Origin of the sequence: Pantoea sp. 1B4 (genome assembly GCF_016925765.1) — a bacterium.
Lineage (GTDB): Bacteria > Pseudomonadota > Gammaproteobacteria > Enterobacterales > Enterobacteriaceae > Pantoea > Pantoea agglomerans.
This window is the reverse complement of the sequence record NZ_JAEUWZ010000006.1, coordinates 15693-29616: the sequence shown is the minus strand read 5'-3', so window position 1 is coordinate 29616 and position 13924 is coordinate 15693. Positions and strand designations below refer to the sequence as shown.

The window sequence follows — 13924 nt, the reverse complement described above, 5'->3', positions numbered from 1 at the left end:
CGAATGAAACGCGTCAGAAGCTGCAGGATATGGACTACCCCCATATCCGCGACCTGCTGCCTTACCAGGACTATGACAGCGAAAGTCAGATCTGGGTGAATAAGGAGTCGGTGGGCTTCGTGATTGAGTCGCAGCCGCTGATTGGCGCCAACGAGAAGCTGGCAGAAAGCCTGGAGTACCTGCTGCGCGACGTGGCGCCGCGCGACGTTCCGCTCCAGGTAATGCTGGTCTCTTCCCGGGCGGTGAAAGAGCAGGTCGAGCAGGGCCTGAAAAACTTTGCCTGGAAAGGACACCGGGCGGACGAGTGTAACGACGTCACCGCCCGCTTTTACCTGAACGGTGCGCGCTATACCTACAGCAACGGGCTTGACCATCCGCTGACCCTGCGCGACTACCGGTTGTTCTTTGTCTGGGGTATGCCGGTTAAAAGTCTCTCTGAAACCGATCTGGTGCGCGTGCGCGACGTACGCCGTAACCTGCTGAACGCCCTTAATGCGGCCGACATCTGGTCTGAGGCCATCGGCGTGACGGAGTTCAGCAGCGTACTGCGCGAGTTCTTTAATCATGATCCTGCGCGTCTTGAGCGCTACGACAGCGAGTACGATCCGGCGGCCGATCTGAACACGCAGTTCGTGGACCGCACCACCTCCTGGCGGGTGAAACCCTCGCATATCCGTATCGAGGGCAGCGACAGAGACAGTAAGCCGTTCGCCGCGCGTATGGTGAACCTGAACCTCGACAACAATCCGCAGGAGCACTACCTGTGGCAGAACGGCAATATTTTTCAGGACCTGATGTCGCCGACCAACGGCATTCCCTGCCCGTTTATCTGCACGATGGTGCTGACCACCGAAGAGCAGATGAAGAGCCAGGGTGAGGCCAACAGCCGATTCCTGGCGCTGGACTCGCGCGTGAACACCAGTTACGCCAAATACATTCCGTCCACCACGCGTCAGCACGCTGAGTGGAAAGACGCCCGTGCGCGACTGCTGTCGAACCAGACGTCCCTCACGAGCTACTTTTACGGCATCACGCTGTTCTGCCCGGACGACGACGACCTGACGTCCCGCTACACCGAGAAAACGCGCAACGCCTTCGCGGCGCAGGGCCTGCGCTTCGTGCGCGCCGACTTCATGCAGCTGCGTAACCTGATGGCCACGGTGCCGTTTGCGATGGTGAACAAAAAGCTGCGCGCTGACTGCCGTAAGACCGGCGGCATCCAGCGTTCGGAGTCGTTTCACGCGGTGAATCTCATGCCGGTCATTGGGGACAATAAACTGTGCGCCTCGGGCATTCTTATTCCGAGCTACCGCAACCAGGTCGCGTTTATCGACGTGTTTGACGAAAGCCTGCCGAACACAAACTTCAACTGGTTTATGTCCGGCACCTCGGGAGCAGGCAAGTCGGTGCTGGCAAACTCGATTGCGCGCTCGGTGCTGGACAAGGGAGGCACGGTCGCGGTGCAGGACATCGGCGATTCCTACAAGGCAGCCTGCAGCAGCCTGGGCGGCACCTACATCAATGGCGAGTCGCTGCGTTTTAACCCGTTTGCGAACGTCACGGACATCACACTCGCGGCCGAGCGTATTCGTGATCAACTGTGCATTCTGGCCAGCCCCAACGGCCTGCTGGACGAGGTGCACGAGTCGCTGATTCTGGAGGCCATCACAGAGTCGTGGCCTCAGTATCAGCAGGACATGCGTATTGATCACGTCATTGAGTACCTCAAAAAACAGCAGGGCGCGATTACACGCGAGCACTCTTCACTGATTGGCGGGCGCATTGACGAAATTACCACGCTGCTCGGTAAGTACAGCACCACAGGCATCTACGGTAAGTTCTTCAACTCGTCCGAACCGACCCTGAAGCCTGATCTGCAGTTCGTGGTCACCGAGCTGGGCGACCTGCGCAAACAGCAGGACCTGCTGTCGGCCATTTTGTTCACCATCATGATCTGGAACGAGAACATGATGTACACCACGCCACGCAGCATGCGGAAGATGAACATCATCGACGAGGGCTGGAAGCTGCTCGGCGGGTCGAGCACCAAGATTAAGGACTTCATTGAAGAGGGATACCGCACCGCCCGCCGCCACAACGGCTCCTACGGCACGGTGACGCAGGCGATACGCGATAAAAACCTGTCCACGGCAGCGCTTGCAGCCTACGACAACAGCTCGTTTAAGTTCACCTGTATGCAGGACGCCAAGTCGTTCACCACCTTTCAGAAGGAGGAACCGCACGCCTTCAGCGAGCTGGAGTGGGAGATGATCCGTAAGTTCCCGCCGGCGAAAAAGGCGCGCTACAGCTCGTTCCTGCTCAGCGTGGGTGAGTTTTCCAGCTTCCACCGCCTCATTCTCGATCCGCTGAGCGACGGGCTGTTTTCCTCCAAAGGCGAGGACTTCACCTACCGCGAGAAGCGTCTGCGGGAAGGCGCGGACATCAAAGACATCCTGTTTGAGATGGCTAATAACGACGCGCACAAGCGCGACATCATCCACATGCTGCGGGAGATGCAACTTTGAATACAAGACACCTTGTGGCGGGCTGCGGCCTGTCAGTTGTGCTGAGCGTGGGCGCGTGCGCGACCGCCTGGTTTTTCTGGCTGAAGCCGCCCGTGCTGGTCACCTTCGATATGAAGGGCACGACCAACGCGCTTATACGCCAGACCGCGAAGCTGGATCTGAACGATGACCAGCGTAAAGCGTTGCTGAACCGCTTTGACCGCAGCGTCACCACCGCAACGGCGGATTATGCCAGCGAACACGGCGCGGCCATTCTGGTGAGTCCCGCAGTTGTTACTGGCCTGCCGGACGCCACGCCGGAGATTCAGGCGCGCCTCGCTGAGCTGATGAAGGCCGGCAACCCGCCGCAGTAACCCTGTCCGATCACCCCAACGGGAGCATCCCGATGACATATGCAACTCCGCTGGCGCGACTGGCCGCCAGCGCGCTGCTCACCATGCTCAGCCTGCAGGCAGGCGCGGCCGAGCTTGGCACCTACGGCGATACCTGGGACATTCGCGAGCGCAACCTGATCGCGGTTCTCAAAGACAACCTGAAACAGCACTTTGAAGGCCGGTCGCAGGCCGACATTGAGCGGGAAATGCAGCAGAAGGCCGAAGACGAGGCGATGCGTCCGCCGCCGGTTGCCGGACTCACCACCGGGCGTGAAACGCACCACCGGCTGTTTGACCCCTCGTTTACGGTGCAGCGCGACATTGCCGACCAGAACGGCGTGGTGTTCGCGCACAAGGGACAGAAGGTGAACCCCTTTGACGTCATTCCGGTGTTTGACGAGACGCTTTACTTCATCGACGCCGATGACGAGCGGCAGATTGCCTGGATAAAGCAGCAGGTGCCGCACACGACAACCTCCCGCGTCATCCTGGTCAGCGGCAACGTTCGCGACAGCGCGCAGGCCCTTGGCAGCCGGGTCTACTTCGACCAGACCGGCAGCATCACAAAGAAATTCGGCATCACGCAGGTGCCTGCGGAAGTGAAGCAGGCACCCGGGCAGAAACTCTTCCTTATTACTGAATTCGGTCTTCCCGACCGCTAACGGAGCAGACATGAAAAAGTTAATCCTCACCGCCGCCCTGACGCTGAGCCTGACAGGGTACGCGACCGCAGACACGACCGGCACTGCAGCGGCTGCCTTCAGCGACGCGCAGAAGGCGCAGATCGGCGAGATCGCGGCAGACTATCTGCGCGCGCACCCGGAAATCCTGATCGAGATGAGCCAGAAGCTGCAGGCCCAGGCGCAGAATAAACAGATGGCGTCAGCAGCCGGAGCGGCGCTTGCAAACCAGGACGCGCTGCTGAATGACCCTTCCTCACCGGTGCTGCATCCGAAGGGCGACGTCGCGGTGATCCAGTTTTTTGACTACCAGTGCATTTTCTGCGCGAAGGTCGCTCCTACTGTAGAGCAGTTCATCAGTAAAAATCCTGACGTGCGCTTCGTCTATAAGGAGTGGCCGATCTTTGGCAGCCGCTGGCCGACGTCGGTGCAGGCGGCAAAAGTCGGCCTGTCTGTTTATAAAAAGGGCGGCGCAGAGGCATACCACCGCTACCACGCGGCACTCTACGCGACCGGGCATGATGAAGGAAAGCTGCTCGATGAGGATATCCGTCAGGCAGCGGTAAAAGCGGGTGTGACTGACACACCGCGTGAGGAGGTTGAGGCGACTGACGCTGCGCTTAAAGCTAATGACCAGCTTGCGAAGCAGCTCGGTATTCAGGGCACGCCGGCCTTCTTCATTATGCCAGTGAAGGGCGCCACTGCTGAGAACATCAGCGTGATCCCGGGTGCGACAAGCCTGCAGGGGCTGCAGGCTGCAGTGGAAAAAGCACGCGGCGACGTTAAGAAAGGGGGCTGACATGGTCTGGCGCACGGTATTTCTGGCGCTGACGGTGTGGTTCTGCCAGCCCGCTAACGCCGCTGAAAACGGCAATACATCCCTGACATGCGACGGTCGCTGGGTCAACCCTATCACCGACGTGTGCTGGGAGTGCCTGTTCCCGATGAGCATCGGCAGCGTGCAGGTATCGGCCGGGTCGCTGCCGGATACCGAAAACCCGTCATCGCCCATTCAGTTCTGTCCGGTGCCGCCGCCCATTTTTGAGCGCCCGGGCATCGCGATTGGCTTCTGGGAGCCGTTTGCAATGACTGATGTGACGCGCTCGCCCGGCTGCATGGTGAACATGGGAGGCTTCAACATCAACATCCCGAACACCGGCACCGGCACCGGCACCAAAACGGCGAATGAGCACCCCGGCACCTTCTATCACGTCCACTGGTATAAGTACCCGCTGATCTCCTGGCTCAACATTATTACCTCGGAGATGTGTATGCAGGGCGGTGAGTATGACATCGGCTACCTCTCGGAGCTGGACCCGACCTGGCAGAACGACAATCTTGCGCTGTTCCTGAACCCGGAAGTGATGCTGTTTGCGAACCCGGTTGCGCAGATGGCCTGCGCGGCCGACGCGGTGGCATCAGGTGTCAGCAAGCCGATTGATGCGCTGTTCTGGTGTGCCGGCTCACACGGCTCGATGTACCCGTTTACCGGCAACATCGTGAACGAGTCGAGCGGTCTGAACAGTTCGGTGCTGCTCTCTGAGCGCATGGACTTCAAGCTGCACCGCGAAGGGCTGATCCTCGATACCGTGCCGTATAACACCGCCGTCTGTTACGAATATCCGTCCGTCATCCTGCCGAAAAGCCGCTACCGCTATCAGATGGTGAACACCATACCGGACGTAGCGTCGTGTCATCCGCTGGGGCGCAACGTGATGCTGTGGCAGACCGGCAAAGAAATGCCGAACAGCAAAAAGAACTACGGCTATCTCATCTGGAAAAAGCGCAACTGTGTCGTGCTTTAAGTGAGGAAATATGAGGAAAACACGCAACACGCTGTGGCTTGCCGCCGGGCTGATGAACGCACTGTCAGCGCAGGCGGAAGACGCGCCGAAAGGCACGCAGGTCAGCAGTACGGAAAACGAGACGGCCTATTTCCTGTCCGCCTCGGTGCCGGAAAAAGAGATGGCCATTCTGATGAAAGCGGCGGAAGCGCGGAACATTCCGATGTACTTCCGGGGGGCTGGTTGGCGACAGCATGGAGCAGACCGCGAAGTACATGATGTACATGGTCACCACCTATAAGGTGCGCGGCGTGCAGATAGACCCGGTGCGCTTTGACCGCTACAGCGTGAAGCAGGTGCCGGCGCTGGTTAAAAAGTGTGGTGACCACTTCGACATCGTGTATGGCAACGTGGCGCTGAACCAGGCGCTGGACATGATTAGCCAGCGCGGCGACTGCCGCAACAGGCCCTGACCACTGCCCGCTGCGGCGGGCCCTTCTCTTACTCTGACCGGAACTCCCGATGAAAAAAGCAACCCGCATCAAGCTGCTGGGCCTGCTGCTGACCTGCGCTTCAGCGGGTGCACTGGCGGCGTCAATGGATGCCTCAAACCAGGAAGGCATTAACGCCGCGAAGTCGGCTAACGGCACAACCAGCGCCGACCCGAACAGTTATTTTGACAACTACACCTCTGACGCGCCGCAGCGCGACTACTACGGCGACCCGACGCAGACGTCAACAAACATCGACGTAAAGGGGCAGACAGAGCTGAGCCAGTCGGAACTCGGGCAGACGGCCCGGGAATCCTATGTGAACAACCCGGCGGACAAGCTCAGCTACGACTCGGACATGATGAAACACAGCGATGAGATCCGGGAAAATGCGAATGCGATTACCGGGGTGAACGGCAATCAGTGCGTGGCGCAGGAGCTGAACAAAACCACCTACACGACGCACAGTTGTGAGATGGCATCCCCACTCTCACAGTCATGTACGCGTAAGGCCACAATTGTGACGACCGGGTCACGTGAAACCTTTAACACTCAGCTGGTACTGAATGCGGGTGATGTCAGCGGAAGGCGCATCGATAACTACTGGATTCAGTACGACATCACAGTGCCGCAGGATGGCACCATCAGCAGCGGAACGTGGGAGTTTCTCTATCCGTCCGCCCCCCCGGTTATCACGGTGGTCGCCTGGATTACTCCATTCAGGTGCTCGGGCAAAATTTCAGGACCAAAATAAACTACTCCGGCGCATTCAGCATAGCCACGCAGGAAGTAAAGCAGGGGCAGATCATCAGCCTTCTGGTACGCAATAACAGCGATGGCCACAACGATCAGGCCGCCGATAATTTCATGAAGCAGTTAGCCAGCGGACAAATGATTGTCCGCATCACCCTTCCGATGGAGGCGGTCCGGGATACGGTCAGTGCCGGGATTCAGTGGACGGACAGCTGCCCGGCAGACATGGGCGACGCGGTGAAGATGAGTGAGGTCTGCAGCGATCCGGGCGGCACACGTTCTGTCACGGTGGGCGGCAAGGCCTACAGCCTTTACAGCGACTGCTGGGGTTACACCACACAGTGGAATGTTTTCGAAGACGACACCAATACCTGCCAGGCCTATATCGACAATCCAAACTGCAGTGAAGGCACCCGTACCTGCACCCAGAAAATCGGCAACCTCTGCGTCTACAGCAAGCTGACCTACCAGTGTGCGCACACCGTTAAGAGCACCGGCTATATCTGCGGCTCAGAGTTTTACTGCTCAGACGGCAGCTGCTCGGCGATGCAGGCGGGACAGAATCAGAACTTTGAGGCTGCGGTATCACAGCTGGCGGCACTCGCCGCTGCGGGAAAAGATTTCGCGGGCATGGACCCGGACTCGGTCACGGCGTTTACCGGCAAGGCGATGGCGTGCCGCAAGAGTGCGGCCGGCTTCAGCAACTGCTGTAAAAGCGGCGGCTGGGGTCAGGATGCCGGACTTGCGCAGTGCAACACCGAGGAAAAGGAAATCGGCACCGGCAAGGAGAAGAAGCTTGTCGTGAAGGTCGGCTCTTACTGCTCGAAGAAAGTGCTCGGAGTCTGCCTGCAGCAAAAAGAGGGCTACTGCGTCTTCGACAGCAAGCTCGCCCGCATCGTGCAGGAGCAGGGACGCCGGGATCAGCTGGGCATCAGCTTCGGCTCGGGCAGCAACCCGGACTGCCGGGGAATAAGGGTGGCTGAGCTGCAGGGCATTAAGTTCGATCATATCGACTTCAGCGACTTTTACGACGACCTGAACAGCAACATTAAGCTGCCCGATCAGGACGCGCTTAACCAGCGCATCACATCCGACATCCAGAACAGCCTTAAATCAGGAGACTGACGTGAGAAAACTCATCAGCCTCACGCTGCTGCTTGCAGTATCGCCGTTGCACGCGGCAGAGGAAACAAAGCCCGATGGCTACAACTACGATCCGGCGGTCGGCTGGTACTGGTACAACGAACCGGTAAAAAAAGGATGAGGAAGAGCAGCCTGCACCACCACCTGCCGCGCCGCAGGAGACGCCCACGCAGAAGATGAAACGCCTGCAGGCGTTTCGCGACAACCTGATGAATGAGGCGATGCTGCACCCCTCTACCGAAAACATCCGGCGCTACAAAATCGTGCAGGACTGGATGGTCAATCAGGCGAGCATGTTTGCATCGCGCTGGGAGAAAGTGCTGCTGGATAACCCGGAGCTGGACTACAGCCTGAAACATCCATTTTACAACGGCACCGCCAACATCCAGTACACCGAGCAGCGGCAGAAGCAGCAGGCCGCCATCCGCTACGTTAACCAGCGCTACGGCGTTTTCTTCTTTTATCGCGGTAACGAGCCACTGGATAACCGTCTCGGCGGGGTAGTGAAGGAGTTCAGCGAGCAGTACGGCCTGACCGTTATCCCTGTAACGGTGGACGGACGCGCCAGCCCGGACCTGCCAGACACCCGGCAGAACGCCGGGCAGGCAGAGAAAATGAAAATCGAACACTTCCCGGCCATTTACCTGGTTGAGCCTCGCACGAAGAAATATCAGCCGCTGGCCTACGGCTTTATCACACAGGACGACCTGGCGCGCCGCATGCTCAACATCGTTACCGACTTCCAGCCCGAGGATTAATCCATGATGTCAAAACTCTTTGCCGTATTGCTGATGCTTACGCCGGTGCTGGCCACGGCCAGCACGATTGATGACATTGCCCGCCTGGAGCAGGCGAAAGAAGGTGCAGACGCACCCGCGCAGCCGGAAAACCGGTCAGCGAAAAGCGCGCCTGCTGCTGACGCGCAACCTGCGCCTGCAAAGCCGGTCTGGTATCACCTGAGCGACGGCCGCCGCGTGGACGTGGGCCACTGGCAGATCGTGCACTTTGTTCGCTCTGACTGCCCGTACTGCCACCGCTTCAATCCGACTCTTAAGTCGGTGTCCGAGCAGACCGGCATCGGTGTATTCGTTTACAGCTTTGACGGCAAGGGCGATGCGGTGTTTCCGAAGGTCATGCCGGTGAATGACGGCATCCTGAAAGACTTCTTCGCGGAGCTGCCGCAGGCGACGCCCACCGACTTCATTATCAACACGCAGTCGCTGGTAACCATCCCGCTGTCGCAGGGGGAAATGAGTGAGGAGGCGCTGAGGCAGCGCCTGGATGAATCGTTCGCGCTGGCCGTGCGTCTGGGGGGTGCTGTGATGACTAAATTTGTGTTAAGTGCAGGCGTGGCCGCTGGCCTGCTGTTCTCCGCTGCGGCGATCGCGGACGTGCAGAACGACATCAACAAATTCTTTAACGACATGGGCGGTGGCGGCGGAAATTACACGCAGGCGGCCGCCTGGCAGGGCCAGTCAGCGGGCTACCTCACAGGCGGAAACCTGTTTATCCGCACGCCGGTGCGCAACATCCAGCTGATCTCGGTCACGCTCCCGGACATTAAGTCGGGCTGCGGCGGCATCGACGCTTATCTCGGCTCGTTCAGCTTCATTAACAGCGACAGCATCAAAATCATGGGTAAGCAGATCCTGAGCAACGCCGCCGGCTACGCCTTTGACCTCGGGCTGGAAACCATCTGCCCGCAGTGTAAGGCGGTTAAGGACTACCTGCAGAAGCTCGCGGCGGATACCAACAACATGAATATTTCCACCTGTCAGGCGGCGCAGTCCATCGTCGGCGGACTGTGGCCAAAAACACAGGCAGCGAGTTCCCAGATTTGCCAGGACCTTGGCACCAAGCACGATGTGTTCTCAGACTGGGCTGCCTCCCGCCAGGGCTGCGGCGTCGGCGGAGAAACTAACAGCGTGTTCGATAAGGCGACCGACGAAGAGAAAAAGCGCATCCCGCGTAACCGCAACCTGACCTGGGACACGTTCACGAAGCTCAACCAGTTTTTCAGCAACGATCGCGCGCTGAAGGAGTTCATTATGTCGATGGTCGGTACGGTGATTTATGACGCAAATGGCAACCCGACGTTCCTGCAGCCGCGCGGAGGCAGCGAGTCGATGTTCAATACGCTACTGAACGGAGGCACCGAGAAAATCTACCGCTGCAACGACAACACAACCTGCCTGTCGCCCACGATCGCGGAGCTCACGCTCTCAGAAGATGAGGGCATGACCGGCCGGGTACGCGACATGCTCAACGACATCTTCGACAAGAGCCGCACCGACACAGCGCTTAACGATAACGAAAAGGCGCTTATCAGCAGCACCCGCGTGCGCATCCTGCGCTACACCATCGACTCCGCGTCGGTGGGCATGGATCAGAGTGTGGTCAGCAGCCTGGCAGAGTACATCGCAGCCGATATGGTGATGTCCTACATCAACGGCCTGATCGACGTAGCCGCGAGCGGGGCAGCAGGTACGCTCGATACCGAAGAAGAGAACAAGCACTTTCGCGAGAACCTGCGTCAGGTGCGCAATGAGCTGAGCCAGCGCGTCGCGCGCATCCAGGTTCAGCAGAACGGGCTGGCCGAGTATGACCGCAGCCTGTCAGAAACGCGCCAGCAGCTCTCGTCATCCGTTTCCGACAGCGTGCTGTCGAACTATCAGTTCGGGGGGTAAGCATGGCGCTTGATATATGGGTGGTCAGCTCCGGTGGCATGATCACAATGGGCCTCAACGCGGTCGCCACGGTGATGGAAAACGGTGGCTGGAAAAGCACAATCTGGGTGGCGGAGATGCTGGGCATTGCCTTCTGCGTGATGACCTACCTGCGCACGCACAGTCTGGGCGCGATGTTTGGCTGGGGAATGACGTTCGTGCTGGTCACCGCGCTGCTGCTGACACCAAAGGTCACGGTGGTGGTCAACGACCTGACCGCCCCGGACACTATCGGGCGCGTCGATAACGTGCCGGCGGGGCTTGCTCTGCCGCTCTATCTGGCTACCGGTGTGGGCTACACGCTCACGACCACCTATGAAGACATCTTTCACTTCCCGGACGAGCGCTCCTACACAAAAACCGGCATGCTCTTCGCGAGTAAGCTGATGCAGGACAGCTTCACCATCGACAGCCGCAACCCGGTGCTGGCTTATAACATGGGTGAGTATGCGAAAAATTGCGTGGTCCCGGACATCATGCTGAACCACAAGTACAGCATGCAGGACGTGATGGAGTCCGAGGACGTGCAGGCGCAGATCTTCGGCAACCCGAGCCCGCTGCGCGCTATCTACTGGCGCGACGCTAACGGCACTACGTTTATGGTCTGCCGGGACGCGGCACCACGCCTGAAAACTCTGCTAACGGCGGAGAGTAACAACACCGGCAGCACGTTCATGGCCCATGCGGCCCGCATGCTGCCGGGCAATAACGCACCGCAGACGGTATACGCCGAACAGCTGGCGGGGTCCTATGAATACTTTCTCGGCAGCAGTAAGTCAGCGCAGGCGATCATGATGCAGAACATTGCCGTGGCGGGCCTGCGTCGCGGGCTGAACAGCTACGTGAAGGGTATGGGCGACACCGCCTCAATGGTGGACATCGCGTCCGAGCAGTCTCTGATGAAGCTGCGCCTGTCGCACGCGGTCAGCTACACCATTGCGACGGAGGTGCTGCCACAGCTGCACACGGTGCTGCTGCTGTTCTGCATCTGCATCTTCCCGGTGATGGTGCTGGCGCTCTATGTGCGGGAAATTGCCTGGTCCGTCATCAAGAGCTATCTGAACTTTATGGGCAGCCTGATGCTGTGGCCAGTGATGTTCGCCATTTTTAACTTTGCGGTGAACTACAGCACGCAGAGCAGCTTTCACGCCACGGGGCCGACGCTCTCCAACATGAACCGCCTGATGGAAACCAGCACCACCACGGCGGGCATCGCCGGATGGCTGATGCTGTCTATTCCGTTCCTTGCGTTCCGCCTGTTCACCGGGCTGGGCCAGAGTTTTGCAAGCCTGAGCTCCAGCCTGGGCAGCGCGCTCAGCAGCGCGTCGGCGGCAGACTCCGGTGCGGTGGCATCGGGGAATGTGAGCGTGGGTAACGTGCAGATGGATAATATCAACGGGCACAAAACGGACCTGAACCGTGCCTACCGCGAGGGGATGACTACGATGCAGCTTGGCAATGGTGCCATGCGAACCATGACGCAGGACGGGCAGACGGTGTATGACGCGTCCGGCGCAACCAGCCGCCTGCCGGTTGATCTACATCTTGACCGCAATCTGGCGAGCGCGGCGCAGCGCTCAGTTCGCGACAGTATGGCGCAGACCGAGATGGCGGCGCAGGGCTACAACCACTCGGTGCAGGAAACGGGCTCGCAGCTTAAGCAGTTCCATGAGCAGTTTGGCAATAGCGACTCGAAAACGCTGTCGGCTTCAACCGGCATGAGCATCACTGATGCGGAGCGCGTAAACAAAATGCAGAACGTGGCGCAGGATTATGCGACCCGCAACCACATCAGCCTGAATGAGGCGTACTCGGAGCTTGAAGATAAATCCCGGAGCGCATCAGTGAATACTGGAGCACGAACACAGGCGGGTATTGATTCAAGTAAATCACTCTGGGGCAAAGCAGGAGAGTGGGTTACAGGTGCTTCGGTCAAAGGGGATGTTCATGGCGGTACAGAATTGACAGGGAGAACTGGTTCAACATCTCAAACTTCTGAGGGAGGACAAAGTGGAAATGATAATTCGCAAACTATCTCCGCTCGCGAGTCGCAGGACTTCAGCCAGGGTATGGATGTGCTGCGTAATTACAGCACGACCTACAATGGACAGCACGTTGATAACAATGCGACCGGCCTGATGAACCAGATCTCTTCTGGCATCACCACCTCTGATAGCAAATATGCGCAGTACACGGCCAGTCAGTCGCATACGCATGAATTGCAGAAAATGGCCTCTGAGACTGAAACGCTCAGCGCAGGCGCACGTGACAACTACACGCAGCAGTTTGTGGAGTGGGCTCAGAAGCGTTCTCCGGGGAATGCCGAAACTATCCTTACTAACACGTCCGATGAAGGCGTTCAGAAGCAGCGCGACGGTCTGGTGCAGGAGTTCTTTGCAGAGAAGCTGCGGGGCCGTATTGACGGAGACTATGCGCGCAACTCAGGAAGCACGGGTGAAGGTATGGGCGCACCGGCGAATACAGCAGGCGCTCAGTTCGGAGGAGCATACGATAGTGCAAATCAGAACATTGATGCAGGTGTAGCCAGAAATAACATACGCACTGGCGTTATCAATGATGTTGAGGAACAGCAGGCTGTAGTTAACAATAAAGCCAGCGACGCAAATGCTACTATTGAAAAAGCTAAAGGTGAAACAGATAGCGGTATAGCGTCACGTATGGGAGAGTATACGTCGAGCGCGAATAACTTTGCGGATGATAAGCGGGCTGCTGATAAGCAACAAGACGACTTATTAGTGAACCCTTTTAAGAATCACACCCATAAAGATTACAAAGGGGATGGTAAGGAGTAGTTAATATGATGACATATGCACAAATTGAAAAGGACTCCAAAGAAATAATAGACTCAATAGGTTCGTCTGATAGAGAGGTGCCTAGTTTTTTTGGGATGTTCAGTAAGGTTAAATATCACTTCATTGCATATTGTGTTCTCGGTGTATTAAGTTATTTTTCGCTACCTCAACCAAAGAATGTTGGATTATGGCTGTTTTTTGTAGCTTTCGGTATCTTCCACTGGCTTGTGATTTTTTCATTTACTGCATCATATGCAAGCCTGTTCAACATGATTAGATCTGACAAGTTAAAAAGTTTAGAGCTAACAAAATTAATATCAGGAAAAGTCAGAGCGTATGGGGTGGTTTGGTTCGTAGCCTTGGTTACATGCGGGCTTGCAGGAGTCCTTACTGAGTGGAGCATACTACCTCTTGTAATCGGTAACTTTGTTGCTACGTTCCTGATCTTCATTGTCTTCAATATGGATATATCACGCTATCAGGTTTCTTCCATTATTGGAGCTGTGAAAGCTGTAAGAAATAAAGCGTAAAACAACTTTTCTAATAAAGTGTTCTCGCCTGATTAAATTCAGGCGAGAGCTTTTGCATCTCTCTCTTAATCAGAATATTTAGAGGAAAAAATGCTAATACACTTA

At 57.4% G+C, this 13924-nt stretch carries 13 protein-coding genes and 1 pseudogene; all 14 read left to right on the top strand.

Annotated elements, in window-relative coordinates; translation table 11 throughout:
- The first annotated feature begins 29 nt into the window (after nt 1-29).
- The 14 genes and pseudogenes from traC to JNO11_RS24225 all read left to right on the top strand — a co-directional run bounded on the left by traC (nt 30) and on the right by JNO11_RS24225 (nt 13819).
- A complete protein-coding gene (gene traC, locus JNO11_RS24290) occupies nt 30-2525 on the top strand; it encodes a type IV secretion system protein TraC (RefSeq protein ID WP_325178089.1) in 2496 nt (831 codons plus the stop codon).
- The gene (locus tag JNO11_RS24285) at nt 2522-2878 is read left to right on the top strand and encodes a TrbI F-type domain-containing protein (protein ID WP_065106158.1); all 357 of its coding nucleotides are present in this window, start codon (nt 2522-2524) and stop codon (nt 2876-2878) included. The genes traC and JNO11_RS24285 overlap by 4 nt, the downstream gene beginning before the upstream one ends.
- A gap of 32 nt (nt 2879-2910) precedes the next feature.
- Nucleotides 2911-3561, top strand: coding sequence for a type-F conjugative transfer system protein TraW (traW, locus tag JNO11_RS24280; protein WP_325178088.1), 651 nt, complete (start codon nt 2911-2913; stop codon nt 3559-3561).
- Between the two features lie 10 nt (nt 3562-3571).
- The gene (locus JNO11_RS24275) at nt 3572-4378 is read left to right on the top strand and encodes a DsbA family protein (RefSeq protein ID WP_325178087.1); all 807 of its coding nucleotides are present in this window, start codon (nt 3572-3574) and stop codon (nt 4376-4378) included.
- 1 nt (nt 4379) lies between these two features.
- On the top strand, nt 4380-5384 hold the full coding sequence (traU, locus tag JNO11_RS24270; RefSeq protein WP_159222859.1) for a conjugal transfer pilus assembly protein TraU: 1005 nt from the start codon (nt 4380-4382) through the stop codon (nt 5382-5384).
- Between the two features lie 10 nt (nt 5385-5394).
- Nucleotides 5395-5664 (top strand): hypothetical protein, encoded by a 270-nt coding sequence (locus tag JNO11_RS24265; RefSeq protein WP_325178086.1) that lies wholly within the window; start codon nt 5395-5397, stop codon nt 5662-5664.
- Nucleotides 5648-5836 carry a TrbC family F-type conjugative pilus assembly protein gene (locus JNO11_RS24260; RefSeq protein ID WP_325178085.1) on the top strand — a complete coding sequence of 63 codons (189 nt, stop codon included), beginning with the start codon at nt 5648-5650 and terminating at the stop codon, nt 5834-5836. Before JNO11_RS24265 ends, JNO11_RS24260 begins: the two co-directional genes overlap by 17 nt.
- A 49-nt stretch (nt 5837-5885) precedes the next feature.
- Nucleotides 5886-6608 (top strand): hypothetical protein, encoded by a 723-nt coding sequence (locus JNO11_RS24255; protein WP_325178084.1) that lies wholly within the window; start codon nt 5886-5888, stop codon nt 6606-6608.
- Nucleotides 6512-7732 (top strand): conjugal transfer protein TraN, encoded by a 1221-nt coding sequence (locus JNO11_RS24250; RefSeq protein ID WP_325178083.1) that lies wholly within the window; start codon nt 6512-6514, stop codon nt 7730-7732. Before JNO11_RS24255 ends, JNO11_RS24250 begins: the two co-directional genes overlap by 97 nt.
- Nucleotide 7733: 1 nt before the next feature.
- Nucleotides 7734-7871, top strand: coding sequence for a hypothetical protein (locus JNO11_RS24245; RefSeq protein ID WP_325178082.1), 138 nt, complete (start codon nt 7734-7736; stop codon nt 7869-7871).
- 52 nt (nt 7872-7923) lie between these two features.
- Nucleotides 7924-8508 (top strand): annotated as a pseudogene (traF, locus tag JNO11_RS24240) (type-F conjugative transfer system pilin assembly protein TraF); the annotation flags it as partial.
- 3 nt (nt 8509-8511) lie between these two features.
- A complete protein-coding gene (trbB, locus tag JNO11_RS24235; protein ID WP_325178080.1) occupies nt 8512-10437 on the top strand; it encodes a type-F conjugative transfer system pilin assembly thiol-disulfide isomerase TrbB in 1926 nt (641 codons plus the stop codon).
- Between the two features lie 2 nt (nt 10438-10439).
- Complete coding sequence (traG, locus tag JNO11_RS24230) at nt 10440-13289, top strand: conjugal transfer mating-pair stabilization protein TraG (protein ID WP_275103456.1); 2850 nt, start codon at nt 10440-10442, stop codon at nt 13287-13289.
- A 5-nt stretch (nt 13290-13294) separates the two neighbouring features.
- On the top strand, nt 13295-13819 hold the full coding sequence (locus JNO11_RS24225; protein WP_039390280.1) for a hypothetical protein: 525 nt from the start codon (nt 13295-13297) through the stop codon (nt 13817-13819).
- Nucleotides 13820-13924 lie beyond the last annotated feature (105 nt).

Coding starts and splice junctions, on each gene's coding strand:
- traC (WP_325178089.1), top strand. CDS start 30: ATGGACTACCCCCATATCCGCGACCTGCTGCCTTACCAGGACTATGAC.
- traW (WP_325178088.1), top strand. CDS start 2,911: ATGACATATGCAACTCCGCTGGCGCGACTGGCCGCCAGCGCGCTGCTC.
- JNO11_RS24275 (WP_325178087.1), top strand. CDS start 3,572: ATGAAAAAGTTAATCCTCACCGCCGCCCTGACGCTGAGCCTGACAGGG.
- traU (WP_159222859.1), top strand. CDS start 4,380: ATGGTCTGGCGCACGGTATTTCTGGCGCTGACGGTGTGGTTCTGCCAG.
- JNO11_RS24265 (WP_325178086.1), top strand. CDS start 5,395: ATGAGGAAAACACGCAACACGCTGTGGCTTGCCGCCGGGCTGATGAAC.
- JNO11_RS24260 (WP_325178085.1), top strand. CDS start 5,648: ATGGTCACCACCTATAAGGTGCGCGGCGTGCAGATAGACCCGGTGCGC.
- JNO11_RS24255 (WP_325178084.1), top strand. CDS start 5,886: ATGAAAAAAGCAACCCGCATCAAGCTGCTGGGCCTGCTGCTGACCTGC.
- trbB (WP_325178080.1), top strand. CDS start 8,512: ATGATGTCAAAACTCTTTGCCGTATTGCTGATGCTTACGCCGGTGCTG.
- traG (WP_275103456.1), top strand. CDS start 10,440: ATGGCGCTTGATATATGGGTGGTCAGCTCCGGTGGCATGATCACAATG.
- JNO11_RS24225 (WP_039390280.1), top strand. CDS start 13,295: ATGATGACATATGCACAAATTGAAAAGGACTCCAAAGAAATAATAGAC.